The following is a 17,372-nucleotide window of genomic DNA, read 5'->3' as shown; positions in this document are numbered from 1 at the left end:
GTCTGGCGCCTGCAAGCCCGGTCGTAACCGTTTTGACGTTGCTCAGCACGGCTGGGCCTCGAGTTGTGAACCGAAAGCCTGCGGCCAGTCTTTCAAATTGGCGCTCTGATCCGTGAATTTTTTGTGACGATGCGGAATAAAATTGACCCATCTTCTTTATTTTAATAATTCATGAAATATGATAGAAAAGATAATCGACCAGTTTACCATCCTTGGCCACCCGCAGCGCATCACCGTGTTTCGCATGTTGATGCGACGGTTTCCTGACAGGGTTCCCGCGGGCGAGCTGGCAGCGGAGCTGGATATCAAACCCAGTACCATGTCGAACTACCTGAATGCATTGCAGCGGTCGGGATTGGTGAAACAGGAACGATCCGGGACGTCTCTGCTCTATTCGATTGAAATGAAAACTGTGCAGCAGATGCTGGATTTCCTGATCGTGGATTGCTGCCGTGGCCGTCCGGATATCTGCATGCCCTTTCCCAAAGACACCGCGACGAACCGAAAGGTCAATGTGCTGTTCATTTGTTCCGGCAACTCGGCCCGTTCGATTTTTGCCGAATCCTTGCTGCGACAGATCGGCGGCGACCGGTTCAACGTCTATTCGGCCGGGACGCGGCCCAGTTCAGAACTCAATCCCTTTGCGGTGCAGATTCTGCACGACAAGGGGCTCGATATCTCGGGCCTGCGGCCGAAGAATCTGTCCGAGTTTTCGGCGCCGGACGCGCCCGTCATGGATTTTGTCTTTACTGTCTGCAATCAGGCCGCCAACGAGGAATGCCCGGCTTGGGAGGGTCAACCGATAAGTGGCCATTGGGGCGTGGAAGATCCGGTCAAGGCCGAAGGTACCGACGCCGAGAAAAGCCTGGCCTTTCAAACCGCCTATGGTGCACTGAAGCGCCGGATTCAGGCCTTTTCGTCATTGCCGGTCGAAAGCCTTGACCGGATCGCATTGCAATCCGCCGTCGATGAAATCGGGCGTACGCCTATCGAGGAAACGAAATGACCACCTACGCACTAAACGGCCTTGGCCGTATGGGAAAACTGGCCCTGAAGCCCTTGCTTGAAAAAGGCGCAAAGATAGCCTGGATCAACGATGCCGTCGGTGATCCCGAGATGCATGCGCATCTGCTGGAGTTCGACACCGTGCATGGGCGCTGGGAGGCGGAATTCGACCATGATGCAGACAGCATCACGGTCAACGGTACCCGCCTGCCGTTCGTTGGCACAAAAGACCTGAGCGCGTTGCCGCTGGACGGTGTTGACGTGGTGATCGACTGCACCGGCGTGTTCAAGACCGAAGCGAAGCTGGCACCGTATTTTGACGCTGGGGTGAAGAAGGTTGTTGTCTCTGCTCCGGTCAAGGACGGGCCGACGGCCAATATCGTCATGGGTGTGAATGACGGAACCTACGACCCCGCGGCGCACAGGATCGTGACGGCGGCCTCGTGCACGACAAACTGTCTTGCGCCTGTCGTGAAGGTAGTTCACGAAAACCTGGGCATCCGCCATGGATCAATGACGACGATTCACGACGTAACCAACACGCAGACAATTGTGGATCGGCCTGCCAAGGATCTCAGGCGCGCTCGCTCTGCCCTGAACTCTTTGATCCCGACCACGACCGGGTCGGCCACGGCCATCACTCTGATCTATCCGGAACTCAAAGGTCGTCTGAACGGCCATGCGGTTCGGGTGCCGTTGCTGAACGCCTCGTTGACCGATTGCGTGTTCGAGGTTGAGCGTGAAACCACGGTTGAAGAGGTCAACGCCTTCTTCAAAACCGCTGCCGAAGGCGAACTGAAGGGCATTCTGGGCTATGAGACGCGCCCGCTGGTGTCCACCGATTACACCAATGACGAACGCTCTTCGATCATCGATGCGCCCTCGACCATGGTTGTGAACGGGACGCAGGTGAAAATCTATGCGTGGTACGACAACGAGATGGGTTATGCGCATCGGCTGGTGGATGTCGCGCTGATGGTCGGGGCATCATTGTGACGCAACGCCCCGAAGGACTGTCGGCTTATATCGCGGTCACGGCTGCCTATTGGGCCTTCATGCTGACCGACGGGGCGCTCAGGATGTTGGTGCTGTTGCACTTTCACACCCTGGGCTTTTCACCGGTGCAGCTTGCCTATCTGTTTGTGCTTTATGAAATCGCCGGGATTGTCACCAACCTGTCCGCCGGTTGGATCGCCGCACGGTTCGGGTTGACCTCGACCCTCTATGCTGGGCTGGGGGTGCAGATCGTCGCGTTGCTCGCCATGACGCAGCTTAACCCGAACTGGACCGTCGCGGCTTCGGTCACTTTTGTCATGATCGTGCAAGGGGCCAGTGGAGTAGCCAAGGATCTGGCCAAGATGTCTTCGAAATCGGCGGTCAAATTGCTGGCTCCTTCCGAAGGAGGCGCGTTGTTTCGATGGGTTGCGGTTCTGACGGGTTCGAAAAACGCGGTCAAAGGGCTGGGATTCCTGTTGGGTGCCGCCATGCTTGCAACACTGGGCTTCCTTCCGGCAGTGCTTGCCATGGCCGCCGTTCTGGCGGTGATCCTGGTCGCGGTGATGCTGTTCATGCCAGCGGGCCTGCCGAAGGGGCGCAAGGGCGCAAAGTTCTCTGAGGTTTTTTCAAAATCCGCAAATGTGAACTGGTTGTCCGCGGCGCGTGTCTTCCTGTTCGGCGCGCGGGACGTCTGGTTCGTGGTCGGCATCCCGATCTATTTCTATGCTGTTCTTTCAGATGGCACCGAAGAGGGCAAGCGGGCCGCGTTCTTCATGATCGGAACATTCATGGCGGTGTGGATCATCCTCTATGGCGCCGTGCAGGCCAACGCGCCAAGGATTCTTCGTGCGTCAGATCGAACCGAAGGTGATCTGATCCGTGCCGCACGCAACTGGGCGGCGATCCTGTTCTGTGTTCCTGCGGCTCTGACACTGGCAGTTTTGCTGTCAAATGGGCCCGAGACCTGGCTGACCCTGACGCTGGTCGCCGGGCTTTTGGTCTTTGGTGCGATCTTCGCGGTCAACTCATCGCTGCATTCCTATCTGATTCTTGCCTTCACCCGGTCCGAGCGTGTGACGATGGATGTCGGCTTTTACTACATGGCAAATGCGACGGGGCGGTTGGCCGGCACCGTCTTGTCTGGCCTGACCTATCAGGTCGGAGGGCTGCCCATGGTGCTGGGCACGGCGGCCGTGATGGTCGGGCTTGCCGCGCTGACCTCTGGCAAACTTACGGATCAAACGACTGAGGCGCTGTCATGAGCATTTTTGAACGGTATCTCACGATCTGGGTTGCACTTGCGATGATCGGTGGCGTCCTGATCGGGCTGGCCGCGCCGGGGCTGGTGCACCTGGTGGCAAGCGCCGAAATCGCCAGCGTCAATCTGGTGGTGGCGGTGCTGATCTGGGCAATGGTTTACCCGATGATGGTCAACGTCGATTTCGGCGCAGTTGCCGGAATCGCCCGCCAGCCACGTGGTCTGATTGTGACGCTGGTAGTGAACTGGCTGATAAAGCCTTTCACCATGGCACTGCTGGCCGTCCTGTTTTTCGACTATGTCTTCGCACCCTGGATCGCGCCCGAAGATGCCGCGCAATACACTGCCGGTCTGATCCTGCTGGGGGCCGCCCCTTGCACCGCCATGGTGTTTGTGTGGTCGCAGCTTACCAGAGGCGACGCGACTTACACGCTGGTTCAGGTCTCGGTCAACGATCTGATCATGGTCGTGGCATTTGCGCCGATCGCGGCCTTTTTGCTGGATGTCACCGACATCGAAGTGCCGTGGCAGACTTTGGTTTTGGCCACGGTCCTTTATGTGGTGCTGCCGCTTGTCGCCGGGTTGATCACCCGTCGCAGATTAGGCTCTAAACAAGCGATAGAAGCCTTTTCTTCGCGGGTGAAACTGTGGTCCGTCATGGGATTGATTGCAACCGTGGTCATCTTGTTCGGCCTGCAAGGTCAGACCATTCTGGCGAAACCTACGGTCATCGTTCTGATCGCCGTTCCCATTCTGATCCAAAGCTATGGGATTTTTGCCATTGCCTATGGCGCCGCTTATGCGCTGAAGGTTCCCCACCGGATCGCAGCGCCCTGTGCCATGATCGGGACATCGAACTTTTTTGAACTGGCCGTTGCCGTCGCAATCAGCTTGTTCGGTCTTCATTCCGGCGCGGCACTGGCGACGGTCGTGGGGGTCCTGGTCGAAGTACCGGTGATGCTGTCGCTTGTGGCTTTCGCCAACCGAACACGCCAGCGTTTCCCGGAACCTGCGACATGACAGAATCGGTCAACGCAGCAGGGCGATAATCGGAACTGGCGGCTATGCACCGCCAGCCTTGCAGCAACGTTGCTTCAGAAATCCACGCCGCGCTGTGCTTTGATGCCCGCTTGGAACGGGTGTTTCTCCTCGGTCATTTCCGTGACCAGATCAGCATAGTCACGCAGCGCGTTCGGCGCGTCGCGACCAGTCAGGAATACGCTGGTCTTTTCCGAACGCGTGTTCAAACCTTCGATGACCTGTTCGACCGACAGGTATTCGTAACGCAGGGCGATGTTGATCTCGTCCAGCACAACCAGATCGTATTCGCCGCTGGACATCAGGGCGCGGGCCTTGTCAAAGGCGGCATTGGCAGCCGCAATATCGCGTTCCCGGTCCTGTGTGTCCCAGGTAAAACCTTCGCCCATCGTATGCCATGTCACCAGATCGCGCTCTTCGAAGAAACGGCGCTCGCCGGTTTTCCACTTGCCCTTGATGAACTGCACCACAGCAACCTTCTGGCCCCAGCCCAAGGCACGAATGACCACGCCGAACGCGGCCGAGGACTTGCCCTTGCCCTTGCCGGTATTGATCAGGACCAGACCGCGGCCTGGATCCACGGCCTCGGACACTTTCTTGCGGTGCTGGGCCTGCACCTTCTGCATCTTTTCCTTGTGATCCTGCGCGTCGCTCATTTGGGAACCTCTTTGACTGTTCGGCCCAACCTAGGGGAAGATTGCAAAAGGTAAAGTCATGCTTTGGGGTCTGTAACCGACCGGACCTTGCCGCGCTCCAGCCCCAACTGGTGTTCGCGCCAGATGACGACAACATTGCCTGCAATCACCAGCGCGGCCCCGATCAGGATTGCAAGCGTTGGCAGTTCGTCGAACCAGACATAGCCGATCACGATCGCAAAAAGCATGGTTGCATAGTCATAAGGCGCCAGCATCGAGGCCTGGCCAAACCGATAGGAAGATGTGACCAAAATCTGCGCGACGCCGCCGATCAGGCCCATCATGACCATGATCAGAGCCTGATTCCAGGTGGGCATCGTCCATCCCCAGAATGCTGTCAGAGCGGACAGGAGCGTCGCGGTCATCGAGAAATAGAACACGATGGCCGCAGGGTGATCGACCTTGACCAATTGCCGGATATGGATCTGAACGAAGGCACGGGCGAGGGTTGCGCCCAACACGCATAACGCGCCGATGGTGGCGGCGAGTTCCATCTTGGTGGTGCCAATACGTGGCCATATCATGATCAGGACGCCCAGCAGACCCAAAGCCACAGCGCCGATACGGATAAGCCGAATCCGTTCGCCCAGCATGACGGCGGCCAGAATCAGGGTGAAGATCGGTGTCGCATAGCCGATGGCAGTAACTTCCGGCAGGGGCAACAGGCTGAGGCCGGTAAAGGTAAGACCCATGGCGCTTGTCCCCAGAACACCGCGCCAGAAATGGCCCATGGGTTTCTTGACCACAAAGCCTTTCGACAACTCCCCCCGCGCGATGAGCCAAAGAATGATCACGGGGATTGCGAACAGGGACCGGAAAAACACCAATTGGCCCGGCGGGAATTCATCTGAAAGTGCTTTGACCAGCGCGGACATCGACGTGAACAGGAACAAGGCGCACAGCTTCAGCGTTACGGCAAGCAGAGGTCGATGCGAAGTTAAGGGTTTTGTCATCGGCGCGAACCTGCGTCTTTGACGGGCAAAGATCAACGGGTGGATTCAGCAATTCACCCAGGATTGCGGCAAGGAACAGCCGATCTCTTCGGCGAATTCTTCAAGAAAGCGGATCATGCGAGCGGTGCGTTGTTCTGCAATCCGCCTTCCGGTTTCGGTCAACATGTCACCTGGCAGGCGCAGAAGTTTCACCTTCCAGTGGTCGAGCGAGAAATGAAGGTCATCCAGTGGCCGGGCTTGGGCAAAAGGGTCCGCCGGATCGTAAAGAGTACGCCCCAAGGCTCCGGAAACGGAAAAGTTGCGGGCGATACCGATGGCGCCTAGGGCGTCAAGGCGGTCCGCATCGCGCAGAATGCGTGCCTCGATCGTTTCAGGGGGGATATCGGCCGAAAAACTATGGGCTTCGATCGCGTGCTGGATCGCACGGACCTGATCGGCCTCAAACCCGATTTCCTTAAGAATAGGCTCTGATTCAGCTGCGGATCTGCGCGAGGCAAGATGCCGGGCGGGATCGTCCTTGGGCAGATTCACAAGATCGTGCAGGTAACTTGCGGCCAGCAGCACGGACATATCGGTTTGATCATCTGCGATGGCCCGGGCGTTGGTCCAAACACGATCCAGATGGGCCAGATCATGGGCCGGATCCGTTTCCATGCGATGTGCGACCACAGCCCGCAGGCGGGAGCGCAGATCAGCCGATCCGTCCACGGTTCTCTCCGATCTGGCCGCGATGCAAGAGCAGGTGGTCGAGGATCACGCAGGCCATCATCGCCTCTCCTACCGGGACCGCGCGAATACCAACACAAGGGTCGTGACGGCCCTTGGTGATGATCTCGGTCTCTTCGCCTGATTTGGTGATGGTTTTGCGTGTGGTCAGAATAGACGAGGTCGGCTTGACCGCAAAGCGCACGACGATGTCCTGTCCGGTTGAGATGCCGCCCAGAATCCCGCCCGCATGGTTCGAGCTGTATTGTGGGCCATTCTGGCCCATGAAAATCTCATCCGCGTTGGCCTCGCCCGTCAGTTCAGCCGCGGCCATGCCTTCGCCGATTTCGACGCCTTTCACCGCGTTGATCGACATCATCGCAGCGGCTAGATCAGTGTCTAACTTGGCATAAACCGGCGCGCCAAGCCCTGCGGGCACGCCGCGCGCCACAACTTCGACAATTGCGCCAACCGAGTTGCCGGACTTGCGCAGATCGTCCAGATAGGTGGCCCACTTCTCGGCGGCTTGCGCATCCGGTGTCCAGAACGGGTTCTGCTCGATCTGGGACCAGTCGAAATTGTCGCGCTCGATCTTATGCGGCCCGATCTGGGTCATGTATCCGGTGATCTGCACGTTGGGCGCAATCTGTTTGATCGCCTCACGCGCCAATCCACCCGCAGCAACACGTGATGCTGTTTCGCGTGCAGAACTCCGCCCGCCGCCGCGATAATCCCGGATCCCGTACTTCTGCCAATAGGTGATATCGGCGTGCCCCGGGCGGAACTTTTCCATGATATCGCCATAGTCTTTCGAGCGCTGATCGGTGTTCTCGATCATCAGTTGCACAGGCGTTCCGGTGGTCTGCCCTTCGAACACACCAGACAGGATTTTCACCTGATCGGGTTCGCGCCGCTGGGTGGTGAACTTGTTCTGCCCCGGTTTGCGCTTGTCCAGCCAGTGCTGGATCATGGTCTTGTCGATCGCGACACCCGGCGGACAGCCGTCAACAGTGGCACCCAAGGCGGGTCCATGGCTTTCACCCCAGGTGGTGACACGGAATAGATGGCCAAAACTGTTCATCGACATGGGGCGGGCTCCTTTGGGATCGTGATTAGCGGGGAGCGCCGTGAGCCTCAAGGGGATTTGCGAATTGGTGCGCGCCACCTTGTGGTGGCGCGAATGAGTAGTTTTGAGAAGATGAAGATCAGGCGGCCTGCGTCAGCGCCGTTCGGGTCGCTGTGATTTTCAGCGCAGCTTGTGCGGCTTGGCGGCCTTTCTCAACAAAATGCGCGCGGTAGATGGCGTTGTGATGGTCGGTTTCCTGATACTGGTGCGGCGTCAGGGAGACGGACAGGACCGGTACGCCGGTATCCATGCCGGCGCGCATCAACCCGTCCACGACGGCCTGCGCCACGAAGTCGTGCCGGTAAATGCCGCCATCCACGACAAATGCGGCGCAGGCGACAGCCGCGTAGCGGCCGGTTTGGGCCAGATCGCGGGCCAGCAGCGGCATCTCGAACGCGCCGGGAACGTCGAAAACATCGACCTGATCGGCCGGGATCAGTTCAAGAAACCCGTCCAGCGCGCGGTCGACGATGTCGGAATGCCAGTTGGCTTTGACAAAAGCATAGCGGGTGTGTGTCATCGTGATCTCCTTTCAGTTCGGTGGCCTGCTGGCGGTCGCGAAAACCTTTGCTGCCAGCCCGGCATGACACGTCACCCAAGGCGATCACGAGCAGGCGCGCCGGTTCACCGGCACGACTTGCACGTTCTCTTCCATCCGGACTTTGACCGTCGGCTCTGGCCTCTCACCAGATCTGCTGACACTCTTTCGTGGTTCCACACTTTGTCCGAATACCGGCTCCTGCCGTTCGGATCGTGGACACGGCAGAGCCGCTCGCGGGCTTACGGGTCATGGCCCGCATACCGCCGGTGGGGAATTCCACCCCGCCCTGAGAACGAGGCAGACCTTGCCAAGAACCAACCCCATCTGCAAGAGATTTGGCAGGAGGTCGCCCATGCACCCAAATCCAGCCTTCCGCGCCGAGGATCGTGCGCGTCATATTGAATTCGCCCGTGACCGGGCTTTTGGCGTTCTGGCGATTTCCGGCGACGGCGCGCCATTGATCAGTCACGTGCCCTTTCTGCTGTCTGAGGACGGTGCGGTGGTCGATCTTCATCTGGTGCGATCAAACCCGATTGTCCGTATGCTGCACGGGCCGAAAGAGGTCAGGATCGCGGTGCAGGGGCCTGATGGCTATGTCTCGCCCGACTGGTACGGTGTCGCCGATCAGGTTCCGACTTGGAACTATGTAGCCGTGCACCTGACCGGACGGCTTGAACTGCGCCCGCAGGACGAGCTGCGTGATTTGCTGGATCGACAAACGGCATTCTTTGAAGATCGACTGTTGCCCAAAGCGCCATGGGTCACCGGGAAAATGTCTAATGACGCGTTGGCCAGAATGATGCGGATGATCGTACCATGCCGGATGCAGGTAGAGGATATCCAGGGCACCTGGAAACTGGGCCAGAACAAGCCGGAGGATGCAAGAATCGCTGCTGCCGACAAAGTGCCCGGCGGATTTGGCAGTGAAACCGGTCAGCTGGCCGCCTTGATGCACAAGGCGTAACCAGCACCGGGAAACAGGATTACTCGGAACTGAAAGTTGCCAGATAGGCGGCGATATCTTCCGCGCCTTTCCTGAGCTTGACGCTCATGTTCGGGCGGGCGGTTTCGTCATCCAGATACTCTTTGATGAAACCGATGGGGTCTTTGGAATAGGCGGCAATGTTTTCTTCGGTCCAGATCAGACCTTCTTCGCCAGCACGGATCATGTCATCGGTGAACATACCGACCGGCAGGCGCTCGCTGCCGTAGCGATAGTCATTTTCGGACCCGGCGACACGTCCGACGACACCATAGAGATTCGGGCCGGTGATTCCGCCTTTGACCAGTACTTCGCCGTCCTTGATGATCGCATGACAGGATGAACAGCGGTTGTACATCGCCTCGCCTTTCGCTGGATCACCTGCCGCAAGTGTTTGCGAGGACAGGGCCAATGTGAGTATCGCAGTGGCCAGGGTGATTTTTGACATTGGGGTCTCCTTGCAGGAGTTCGCGCGTTTTTGCGCTGTCCGGTATTCACGCAAAAAGTGCAACTGTGTAATTGCGCTCAATTTTCGATTTAAATCATCTATTTGGCAAATATGATTTACCCAGCAGACAATCGCTGCTTCGCGATGCTGATTGTCAAGAATACGCTCTCAAATGACTGGCCGACTGGTGGTCAGAATCGGGCTGGATTTCGCCTGCAAAACTGAGTTCGAAGTTCGAATCAATCCCCGTTGATTCGAAGCCGCAGGTAAAGTTGCGGACGAGAATCACCAAAAAAAGCCCCTCGTCACGTGCATGAAGGGACACATGCGGCGTATTGCGCGTTTATGAACGCTGGACGAACACTATTCTCCCCGATAGTAAGCGCGGTTAAGACACCGCATTCGTGCGGTGCGCGAGCTATTTGCCCGTCCGCGGGCGCCAGATAATCGGAGATAACCTCGTGTCCCACGCAGAAGACCACGAAGGCACCCGCAGAGATTTCCTGTACTACGTCGCTGGCGGCGCAGGTGTCGTTGCAACGGGTGCAGCCGTATGGCCACTGATCAACCAAATGAACCCGTCGGCAGACGTTCAGGCGCTGTCCTCGATCCGTGTGGATGTGAGCGGCGTCGAGCCGGGCACGCAACTGACGGTAAAATGGCTGGGAAAACCCGTTTTTGTCCGTCACCGCACCGGTGCCGAGATTCAGGAAGCCCAGGAACAGGACGCCGAAGGTGTTGATGCGCTGCCAGATCCGCTGGCACGCAACTTCAACCTTAGCGCAGATGCGCCTGCGACTGACGCAAACCGTGTCATGCCGTCACCGGAAGGCGAAGCGCCGGGTGCTTGGATCGTTCAGATGGGCGTTTGTACGCACCTCGGCTGTGTGCCTCTGGGGGATGCCGGCGACTTCGGTGGCTGGTTCTGCCCGTGCCACGGCTCGCACTACGACCTCGCCGGTCGTATCCGTAAAGGCCCCGCGCCTGAGAACCTGCCTGTCCCGCCCGCAGAATGGGTGGACAACAGCACAATCAAACTCGGCTAAGGGAGACCCAAACTTATGTCCGGAATTCCCCACGATCATTACGAGCCGAAGACAAACGGCGAGAAGTGGCTGAACAGCCGCCTGCCGATTGTCGGCCTGCTGTACGATACCCTTATGATCCCGACCCCCAAGAACCTGAACTGGTGGTGGATCTGGGGCATCGTTCTGGCGTTCTGCCTGGCGCTGCAGATCATCACCGGTATCGTTTTGGTGATGCACTATACCCCGCATGTCGATCTGGCCTTTGCCAGCATCGAGCACATCATGCGCAACGTGAATGGCGGTCACTTTATCCGCTATCTGCACATGAATGGCGCGTCGCTGTTCTTTGTGGCGGTTTACATCCACATGTTCCGCGGCCTGTTCTACGGCTCGTACAAAGCCCCGCGTGAAATCACGTGGATCATCGGTATGCTGATCTATCTGATGATGATGGGCACCGCCTTTATGGGCTATGTTCTGCCCTGGGGTCAGATGTCCTTCTGGGGTGCGACCGTGATCACCGGCCTGTTTGGCGCCATCCCGTTTGTCGGTGATGCGCTGCAGACCTGGCTGCTGGGCGGACCGGCGGTGGATAACGCCACGCTGAACCGCTTCTTCTCGTTGCACTATCTGCTGCCGTTTATCATTGCGGCATTGGTTGTGGTGCATATCTGGGCTTTCCACACCACCGGCAACAACAACCCGACAGGTGTTGAAGTGCGCCGGGGCTCGAAAGCTGAGGCCGAGAAAGACACGCTGCCGTTCTGGCCGTACTTCGTGATCAAGGATCTCTTCGCCCTAGCCGTGATCCTGGTCGTGTTCTGGGCCGTCGTGGGCTTTATGCCGAACTATCTGGGCCACCCGGACAACTACATCGAAGCCAACCCTCTGGTGACACCTGCACACATCGTTCCCGAATGGTACTTCCTGCCGTTCTACGCGATCCTGCGCGCGTTCACCGGTGAGGTCTGGGTCGTTCAATTCGCCAGCTTCATCACCGGCGGTATCATTGATGCCAAGTTCTTCGGTGTTCTGGCGATGTTCGGTGCGATCCTGGCCATGGCGCTGGCGCCCTGGCTGGACACCTCGAACGTGCGTTCGGGCAAGTACCGTCCGATGTTCAAATGGTGGTTCTACCTGCTGGTCATCGACTTCTTTGCCCTGATGTGGCTGGGTGCGATGCCCGCGGAAGAGCCCTATGCGACCTTCTCGCTGATCGCGTCCGCCTACTGGTTCGCCTATTTCTTCGTGATCCTGCCGATCCTCGGAGTGATCGAGAAGCCTCTGGCACAGCCCGAGACCATCGAAGAAGACTTCAACGCGCATTATGGCAAGGCTGACGCCAAAGCCACGCCGGCCGAGTAAGAAGAGGGACCGGAAACATGTTCAAGAAACTTGCAATCGGCGCCGCGTTTGCCTTGGCCCTGACCCCTGTTGCATCCATTGCAGCAGGTGGGGGTGAGCAGCATATCGAAGACTTCGACTTCTCGTTCGAAGGTCCCTTCGGTACCTGGGACCAGCATCAGCTGCAGCGCGGCCTGCAGATCTATACCGAGGTCTGCGCAGCCTGCCACGGTCTGCAATATGTGCCTCTGCGCGATCTGGAAGCGCTGGGCTATTCGGAAGAAGAAGTTATCGCTTATGCAGCGGGCAACTTCGAAGTGTTTGACCCCGAGCTGGACGACTTCCGCCCGGCGATTCCGACTGACCACTTCCCGGCCAACAACGGTGTCGGCGCGCCGGACCTGAGCCTGATGGCCAAGGCCCGCGCGGGCTTCCACGGACCTTACGGTCTGGGCATCAATCAGCTGGTCAAAGGCATGGGCGGAGCCGAGTACATCGCCTCACTGCTGGACGGCTATACTGGTGAAGAGAAGGAAGAGGCAGGCACTGTCCTCTACGAAAACAAGGCCTTCCCCGGCGGCTGGATTTCGATGGCACCGCCGCTGGCGGATGAACAGGTCGAGTTTGCTGACGGGCACTCGAACTCTGTCGAACACATGTCAGAGGACGTCGCGGCGTTCCTGATGTGGGCGGCCGAGCCGAAGATGATGGAGCGCAAGAACGCCGGCTTTGTTGGCGTGATTTTCCTCACCGTTCTGTCGGTGCTTCTCTATCTGGTCAACAAGCGCCTGTGGGCTCCGCACAAGGGCAAGAAATCCGCCTGATCCGTCAGGGTAGGTTTAAGAAAATTAAAAAGGCCCCGTGCGTCGCACGGGGCTTTTTCTTTGAAACCGCTCGACAACTTGTTCCTTGACGCGAACCCCGTGCAACACGACGCTGGTTTCATTGTAGAAGTCATTTTGGAGTGAATTGTCATGAACGCTTTGTCGAATGCCGCGAAACTGCGCGAGGCCTTTTCCAGATGGAACGAATCCAAGGGTTCGAACCTGAAAATGTGGGACGACTACACGACCGACGATATCTGCATCCGGTCCCTTGGCGACGGGAAAAACGGGCTGGACTTCAGTTGCGCCCGCAAGGGGCAGGGTCAGATGCACCAATATCTGAAGGAATTGACGGATGCCTTCGAAATGGTCCACTGGACGTTGCAGGACACCATAGCCCAGGACGACCGGGTCGTCGGGGTGGGCGTCACGGCCTGGACACACAAAGCCAGCGGCCAGAAGGTCGAAACGCCGGTCGTTGTCATTTGCAAGTTCTGCGGCGACCGGGTCTGCGAATATCAGGAATTCTACGACACGGCCGCCCTCGCTGCCGTGACCGGGCAATGAATGCCGCCGGCAGCCGACGCCATCACGCGATCAGCTGGGTTTGAGTATGACCGGTGACTGCCGCCGTCACGATCTCGCCCTCGGTCCGGGGGGCCGAAAAGGACACTTCGGTGAATTGCTCGGTTCGGCCCATGTGCGGGCTTTCCATCAGGATGTGATGGGTTTTGCCGATTTGTTGTGACAAGTGCTTTGTGACCTGAGCGTCGCCTGCTGCGCGCAACCGGGCGGCGCGATCCTTGATGACCGTTCCATTCACCTGCTGCGGTATGCGGGCCGCCGGTGTGCCTTCACGCTTGGAATAGGGGAAGACATGCAGCCAAGTCAGGTCGCAGTCGCTGATCAGCTTCAGCGAGTTTTCGAAATGCGCTTCGGACTCGGTCGGGAAGCCTGCGATGATATCCGCACCAAAGGTCATGTCGGGGCGCAGCTTGCGTGCCTCTTCGGTAAAGCGGATGGCGTCGTCGCGCAGATGGCGGCGTTTCATGCGCTTTAGAATCAGATCGTCGCCGTGCTGAAGCGACAGGTGCAGATGCGGCATCAGGCGCGGCTCGGTTGCGATGGCCTGCATCAGATTCTCGTCCACCTCGATCGAATCGATCGAGCTGATGCGCAGGCGCGGCAGGTCGGGCACCAGCTTGAGGATGCGCATGACAAGATCGCCCAGTTTGGGGCTTGCGGGCAGGTCGGCGCCCCAGGATGTCAGATCGACCCCGGTCAGCACGACCTCGTTATAGCCCTTGTCGACAAGCCGCTTGATCTGATCCACCACCACACCGGCCGGCACGCTGCGCGAGTTGCCCCGGCCATAGGGAATGATGCAGAAGGTACAGCGGTGGTCACAACCGTTCTGGACCTGCACATAGGCGCGCGAGCGGGTGCCGAATCCGTCGATCAGATGGCCGGCCGTTTCGGTGACCGACATGATGTCATCCACCTGCACCGCCTCGGTCTGACCGATGAAATCAGTCGCCATGCCTTGCCAGGTCTCGGGCTGCATCTTTTCAGTGTTACCGATGACCGCATCGACCTCGTCCATCTGCGCAAAGGTTTCGGGCTCGGTCTGGGCGGCACAGCCTGTGACGATCAGGCGGGCATTCGGATTCTCGCGCCGTAGCTTGCGGATTTCCTGCCGGGCCTTGCGCACGGCCTCAGCCGTCACGGCGCATGTGTTCACCACCACAGCGTCTGTCAGACCGGCCTGTTGCGACAGTTCTTTCATCGCCTCAGTTTCATAGGCATTCAGGCGGCAGCCCAACGTGGTGAACTTGGGCGGGTTCATCCCAGCGACCTCAGAAATTCAGGCGTCAGAGTGCCAGAGAAAACGTGACATGTCGGGCCGGTCATCCAGACACCATCGTCGCGCCAGTCGACCCAAAGCGTGCCACCATCCAAATCAATCCGCGCCTTGCGCCCGGTCAGCCCCCGTCGCGCGGCAGCCACGGCCGTTGCACAGGACGAAGACCCAGATGCCAGAGTGATGCCTACTCCGCGCTCCCAGACGCGCATACGGATGTGATCCGGGCCAATGACCTGGGCCACCTGGACATTAGTGCGTTCGGGATAAAGCGGGTGGTATTCGTAACGCGCGCCGAATTCTGCCAACGGGATCGCTTCGGCGTTGTCAACGAAGAACGTGCAATGCGGGTTTCCCATTCCCGTTGCCGTCGGGGTGCCTTCGATCGGCAATTCCAGCGTGTCCATCTCTTCTGCAAGAGGAACTTCGCGCCAGTCCAGCTGCGGGTGCCCCATGTTGACCGAGGTGAGCCCATCGCCGGCATCCCGCGCATGAAGGGTTCCCCGTTCCGTGGTGAGCTTGAGGGCAGAGCGACCCGTCTCATCCATAAGCAACCGTGCAATACAGCGGGTGGCGTTGCCGCAGGCGGCAGAAGTTGATCCATCGGAATTGTAGAACACCAGATGCGCGTCGGCTTCACCCTTTTCGATAACGGCCAACTGATCGAATCCCACTCCAAATTGCCGATGCCCGATTCCCCGGGCCAGCGTCGGCGTGATCGGGGCCTCCTGTGCGCGTGCGTCAACAATGACAAAGTCATTGCCCAGCCCGTGCATCTTTATGAAGGGCAGTCCGGTGTCGAGTCTCTGTTGCATGGCGGGCATATAACGTCGGTCCGAACATGAATCCACCCTGTCGCGAAGATTCCTCAAAAAAGGGGTTGACCCTCCAGCGCCACCTGCCTAATTAGGCCGCCTATCGGGTTGCCGGAAACACGCGTTGTTACGGCGAAACGAGGCGCAAAATAAGGGCTTGAACCCGGTCGGGGAATTGCCGTAAAGAGCGCCACGGATCAACAGATCCAACAAAAGAGTGGGCCGTTAGCTCAGTTGGTAGAGCAACTGACTTTTAATCAGTGGGTCGCAGGTTCGAATCCTGCACGGCTCACCACTTTTTTCCATGGACTATGATCTTGGCTTACAGCGAACTGCTTGTGTTTGGCCCAGCTGTGAACGACGGTCGAAGCCACGGGCTTGATCGAGGTGCCGGACACGCTTTGTGCCATCCAACACGACCTCGGCGGAACAAATCTCGAATTCGGCCAGCATGGTATCAAGCGGGATGCGATGGAAGAGGTCCACGCCTCGCACATGTCGAAACCCAGAGCAGACGGGCAGCTGGTTCTGCGTGAAGATGACAAAGTTCTGAAAGTGCCGGACATCCGGCGACCCAATCTGGCCCGGATTCTGCAACGGGCAGAAAAAACGCGCCGAAAGCCGCAGCGGGTGTCAGCCACGCTGCGGCTTTGATCGGGATGCGAAGCACCTAAACCTCGACTTCGACCTTGCCGATCGGGTTCGAGCAGCAGGCCAGAATGTACCCCGCGTCGATGTCGTCTTCCGAGATCCCTCCGTTGTGGACCATGTGGACCTCGCCAGCAGTTTTCTTGACCTTGCAGGTACCGCACACGCCGAAGGTACAGCCTGACGGAATGTTCAGGCCAACCGAGCGGGCGGCGGCAAGCACCGTGTCGGTCTCGGCAACCTTGGCCGTTACGCCCGAGGTCGCGAACAGGATTTCGGCGCTGCTGTCGTCGTCCAGAACAACGTCATCCAACTCGGGCTGATCCGCCTCGGTTTCCACCGGCGCGCCGAAGCTTTCCTGATAATAGTTGTCCATATCAAAACCAAGACCGGCCAGCGCGTCGCGCACCGCTTGCATGAAGGGCTCGGGACCGCAGCAATAGACTTCGCGCTCAAGGTAATCCGGCGCCATCAGGCCCAGCATCAATTGGTTGAACTGACCCTGATATCCCGTCCATGGGCGGTAGCGGTCCGGCTCTTCCACAACGAATTTCAGGTCCAAACCATCCGTGCGGCTGGCCATCTGTTCCAAGCGCTGGCGGAAGATAATCTCGGATGGCCGCTTGGCGCAGTTGATGAAGACAACGTCCAGATCGCGGCCTTCGTCCCACATGCAGGTGGTCATTGACATCATCGGTGTGATGCCTGAGCCAGCCGAGATAAACAGGAACTTGCGCGCATCGCTCAGTGCGTTGGTGAACAGGCCCGCAGGCCCAACGGCCTTGAGCCGCATGCCGGGTTGAAGATTGTCCAGCATCCAGCGCGTGCCGATACTGTCGGGTTGCGCTTTGGCGGTGATGGTGATCGACCGCGGCCGCGATGGCGACGATGAGATTGTGTAGGTGCGATACACGACTCCCCCGGGCTGGCCGGGCGCCGGAATCTCGAGCGTCAGGAACTGACCGGGGTGATAGGCGAACTGCGCCCCCGAGGGGGCTCGGAACGAAAAGCTGGCGGTGTTCGGCATCTCGGGCACGACCGAGACACATTCCAGCATCTCTCCATCCTGCCAAACGGCTGATGAAAGCGTGTCCAGATCTTTCAT

19 protein-coding genes, 1 tRNA gene and 1 riboswitch are annotated in these 17,372 nt (G+C 58.6%); of the genes, 11 read left to right on the top strand and 9 right to left on the bottom strand.

What is annotated here, in order from left to right:
- The first annotated feature begins 178 nt into the window (after window positions 1–178).
- Genes ACR0I0_RS15165 through arsB form a run of 4 tightly spaced genes read left to right on the top strand, consistent with a single transcriptional unit; the run spans window position 179 to window position 4,279 of the window.
- The gene (locus ACR0I0_RS15165; protein WP_480486273.1) at window positions 179–1,006 is read left to right on the top strand and encodes an arsenate reductase/protein-tyrosine-phosphatase family protein; all 828 of its coding nucleotides are present in this window, start codon (window positions 179–181) and stop codon (window positions 1,004–1,006) included.
- The gene (locus ACR0I0_RS15160; protein WP_171724769.1) at window positions 1,003–2,001 is read left to right on the top strand and encodes an ArsJ-associated glyceraldehyde-3-phosphate dehydrogenase; all 999 of its coding nucleotides are present in this window, start codon (window positions 1,003–1,005) and stop codon (window positions 1,999–2,001) included. The genes ACR0I0_RS15165 and ACR0I0_RS15160 overlap by 4 nt, the downstream gene beginning before the upstream one ends.
- Window positions 1,998–3,263, top strand: coding sequence for an organoarsenical effux MFS transporter ArsJ (gene arsJ, locus ACR0I0_RS15155; protein WP_480492079.1), 1,266 nt, complete (start codon window positions 1,998–2,000; stop codon window positions 3,261–3,263). Before ACR0I0_RS15160 ends, arsJ begins: the two co-directional genes overlap by 4 nt.
- Complete coding sequence (gene arsB / locus ACR0I0_RS15150) at window positions 3,260–4,279, top strand: ACR3 family arsenite efflux transporter (protein ID WP_480492077.1); 1,020 nt, start codon at window positions 3,260–3,262, stop codon at window positions 4,277–4,279. Before arsJ ends, arsB begins: the two co-directional genes overlap by 4 nt.
- Before the next feature lie 74 nt (window positions 4,280–4,353).
- On the opposite strand, the gene cobO is transcribed toward arsB, so the two are convergent.
- From cobO to ACR0I0_RS15125, 5 genes are all read right to left on the bottom strand, one after another.
- Entirely contained in the window at window positions 4,354–4,953 is a 600-nt protein-coding gene (gene cobO, locus ACR0I0_RS15145; protein ID WP_171638445.1) for a cob(I)yrinic acid a,c-diamide adenosyltransferase, read from the bottom strand.
- A gap of 56 nt (window positions 4,954–5,009) precedes the next feature.
- Window positions 5,010–5,945: a DMT family transporter gene (locus ACR0I0_RS15140; RefSeq protein WP_480492075.1), complete on the bottom strand. Its 936-nt coding sequence runs from the start codon at window positions 5,943–5,945 to the stop codon at window positions 5,010–5,012.
- A gap of 45 nt (window positions 5,946–5,990) precedes the next feature.
- Window positions 5,991–6,653, bottom strand: coding sequence for an HD domain-containing protein (locus ACR0I0_RS15135; RefSeq protein ID WP_371732305.1), 663 nt, complete (start codon window positions 6,651–6,653; stop codon window positions 5,991–5,993).
- Window positions 6,637–7,737: a chorismate synthase gene (gene aroC, locus ACR0I0_RS15130; protein ID WP_171724765.1), complete on the bottom strand. Its 1,101-nt coding sequence runs from the start codon at window positions 7,735–7,737 to the stop codon at window positions 6,637–6,639. Before aroC ends, ACR0I0_RS15135 begins: the two co-directional genes overlap by 17 nt.
- 118 nt (window positions 7,738–7,855) lie before the next feature.
- On the bottom strand, window positions 7,856–8,296 hold the full coding sequence (locus ACR0I0_RS15125; protein ID WP_480492073.1) for a 6,7-dimethyl-8-ribityllumazine synthase: 441 nt from the start codon (window positions 8,294–8,296) through the stop codon (window positions 7,856–7,858).
- Window positions 8,297–8,415: 119 nt separating this feature from the next.
- Window positions 8,416–8,615: riboswitch (FMN riboswitch) on the bottom strand.
- A 54-nt stretch (window positions 8,616–8,669) separates the two neighbouring features.
- On the opposite strand from ACR0I0_RS15125, the gene ACR0I0_RS15120 reads away from it, so the two are divergent.
- A complete protein-coding gene (locus ACR0I0_RS15120) occupies window positions 8,670–9,281 on the top strand; it encodes an FMN-binding negative transcriptional regulator (RefSeq protein WP_480492071.1) in 612 nt (203 codons plus the stop codon).
- A 19-nt stretch (window positions 9,282–9,300) separates the two neighbouring features.
- Here the strand turns inward: ACR0I0_RS15120 and ACR0I0_RS15115 are convergent, their stop codons facing one another.
- Window positions 9,301–9,747 carry a c-type cytochrome gene (locus tag ACR0I0_RS15115; protein WP_171638455.1) on the bottom strand — a complete coding sequence of 149 codons (447 nt, stop codon included), beginning with the start codon at window positions 9,745–9,747 and terminating at the stop codon, window positions 9,301–9,303.
- 461 nt (window positions 9,748–10,208) lie between these two features.
- Here ACR0I0_RS15115 and petA point away from each other — a divergent pair, with 461 nt between their 5' ends.
- The 4 genes from petA (at window position 10,209) to ACR0I0_RS15095 (ending at window position 13,510) form a co-directional block, all read left to right on the top strand.
- Window positions 10,209–10,793 (top strand): ubiquinol-cytochrome c reductase iron-sulfur subunit, encoded by a 585-nt coding sequence (gene petA / locus ACR0I0_RS15110; RefSeq protein ID WP_152459513.1) that lies wholly within the window; start codon window positions 10,209–10,211, stop codon window positions 10,791–10,793.
- Window positions 10,794–10,808: 15 nt separating this feature from the next.
- The gene (gene petB / locus ACR0I0_RS15105; RefSeq protein ID WP_171638457.1) at window positions 10,809–12,140 is read left to right on the top strand and encodes a cytochrome b; all 1,332 of its coding nucleotides are present in this window, start codon (window positions 10,809–10,811) and stop codon (window positions 12,138–12,140) included.
- A 17-nt stretch (window positions 12,141–12,157) separates the two neighbouring features.
- The gene (locus ACR0I0_RS15100) at window positions 12,158–12,943 is read left to right on the top strand and encodes a cytochrome c1 (RefSeq protein ID WP_171638459.1); all 786 of its coding nucleotides are present in this window, start codon (window positions 12,158–12,160) and stop codon (window positions 12,941–12,943) included.
- Between the two features lie 150 nt (window positions 12,944–13,093).
- Complete coding sequence (locus ACR0I0_RS15095; protein WP_480486281.1) at window positions 13,094–13,510, top strand: nuclear transport factor 2 family protein; 417 nt, start codon at window positions 13,094–13,096, stop codon at window positions 13,508–13,510.
- 22 nt (window positions 13,511–13,532) lie between these two features.
- Here ACR0I0_RS15095 and mtaB read toward each other — a convergent pair whose 3' ends face one another.
- Window positions 13,533–14,789 (bottom strand): tRNA (N(6)-L-threonylcarbamoyladenosine(37)-C(2))-methylthiotransferase MtaB, encoded by a 1,257-nt coding sequence (gene mtaB, locus ACR0I0_RS15090; RefSeq protein WP_209835146.1) that lies wholly within the window; start codon window positions 14,787–14,789, stop codon window positions 13,533–13,535.
- Window positions 14,786–15,628 (bottom strand): diaminopimelate epimerase, encoded by an 843-nt coding sequence (gene dapF / locus ACR0I0_RS15085; protein ID WP_480492068.1) that lies wholly within the window; start codon window positions 15,626–15,628, stop codon window positions 14,786–14,788. The genes mtaB and dapF overlap by 4 nt, the downstream gene beginning before the upstream one ends.
- Before the next feature lie 210 nt (window positions 15,629–15,838).
- On the opposite strand from dapF, the gene ACR0I0_RS15080 reads away from it, so the two are divergent.
- Window positions 15,839–15,914, top strand: a tRNA-Lys gene (locus ACR0I0_RS15080).
- A gap of 83 nt (window positions 15,915–15,997) precedes the next feature.
- Window positions 15,998–16,273 carry a hypothetical protein gene (locus tag ACR0I0_RS15075; protein WP_209835156.1) on the top strand — a complete coding sequence of 92 codons (276 nt, stop codon included), beginning with the start codon at window positions 15,998–16,000 and terminating at the stop codon, window positions 16,271–16,273.
- Window positions 16,274–16,289: 16 nt separating this feature from the next.
- Here ACR0I0_RS15075 and ACR0I0_RS15070 read toward each other — a convergent pair whose 3' ends face one another.
- Window positions 16,290–17,372, bottom strand: coding sequence for an FAD-binding oxidoreductase (locus ACR0I0_RS15070; RefSeq protein ID WP_480492066.1), 1,083 nt, complete (start codon window positions 17,370–17,372; stop codon window positions 16,290–16,292).

Source organism: Ruegeria sp. AG6 (assembly GCF_056541565.1).
The sequence above is the reverse complement of the archived record's forward strand: the minus strand, read 5'-3'. Positions and strand labels throughout refer to the sequence as shown.

Coding starts and splice junctions, on each gene's coding strand:
- ACR0I0_RS15140 (WP_480492075.1), bottom strand. CDS start 5,945: ATGACAAAACCCTTAACTTCGCATCGACCTCTGCTTGCCGTAACGCTG.
- ACR0I0_RS15125 (WP_480492073.1), bottom strand. CDS start 8,296: ATGACACACACCCGCTATGCTTTTGTCAAAGCCAACTGGCATTCCGAC.
- arsB (WP_480492077.1), top strand. CDS start 3,260: ATGAGCATTTTTGAACGGTATCTCACGATCTGGGTTGCACTTGCGATG.
- ACR0I0_RS15100 (WP_171638459.1), top strand. CDS start 12,158: ATGTTCAAGAAACTTGCAATCGGCGCCGCGTTTGCCTTGGCCCTGACC.
- ACR0I0_RS15165 (WP_480486273.1), top strand. CDS start 179: ATGATAGAAAAGATAATCGACCAGTTTACCATCCTTGGCCACCCGCAG.
- ACR0I0_RS15115 (WP_171638455.1), bottom strand. CDS start 9,747: ATGTCAAAAATCACCCTGGCCACTGCGATACTCACATTGGCCCTGTCC.
- ACR0I0_RS15120 (WP_480492071.1), top strand. CDS start 8,670: ATGCACCCAAATCCAGCCTTCCGCGCCGAGGATCGTGCGCGTCATATT.
- petB (WP_171638457.1), top strand. CDS start 10,809: ATGTCCGGAATTCCCCACGATCATTACGAGCCGAAGACAAACGGCGAG.
- ACR0I0_RS15070 (WP_480492066.1), bottom strand. CDS start 17,372: ATGAAAGATCTGGACACGCTTTCATCAGCCGTTTGGCAGGATGGAGAG.
- mtaB (WP_209835146.1), bottom strand. CDS start 14,789: ATGAACCCGCCCAAGTTCACCACGTTGGGCTGCCGCCTGAATGCCTAT.
- dapF (WP_480492068.1), bottom strand. CDS start 15,628: ATGCCCGCCATGCAACAGAGACTCGACACCGGACTGCCCTTCATAAAG.
- ACR0I0_RS15095 (WP_480486281.1), top strand. CDS start 13,094: ATGAACGCTTTGTCGAATGCCGCGAAACTGCGCGAGGCCTTTTCCAGA.
- ACR0I0_RS15160 (WP_171724769.1), top strand. CDS start 1,003: ATGACCACCTACGCACTAAACGGCCTTGGCCGTATGGGAAAACTGGCC.
- cobO (WP_171638445.1), bottom strand. CDS start 4,953: ATGAGCGACGCGCAGGATCACAAGGAAAAGATGCAGAAGGTGCAGGCC.
- aroC (WP_171724765.1), bottom strand. CDS start 7,737: ATGTCGATGAACAGTTTTGGCCATCTATTCCGTGTCACCACCTGGGGT.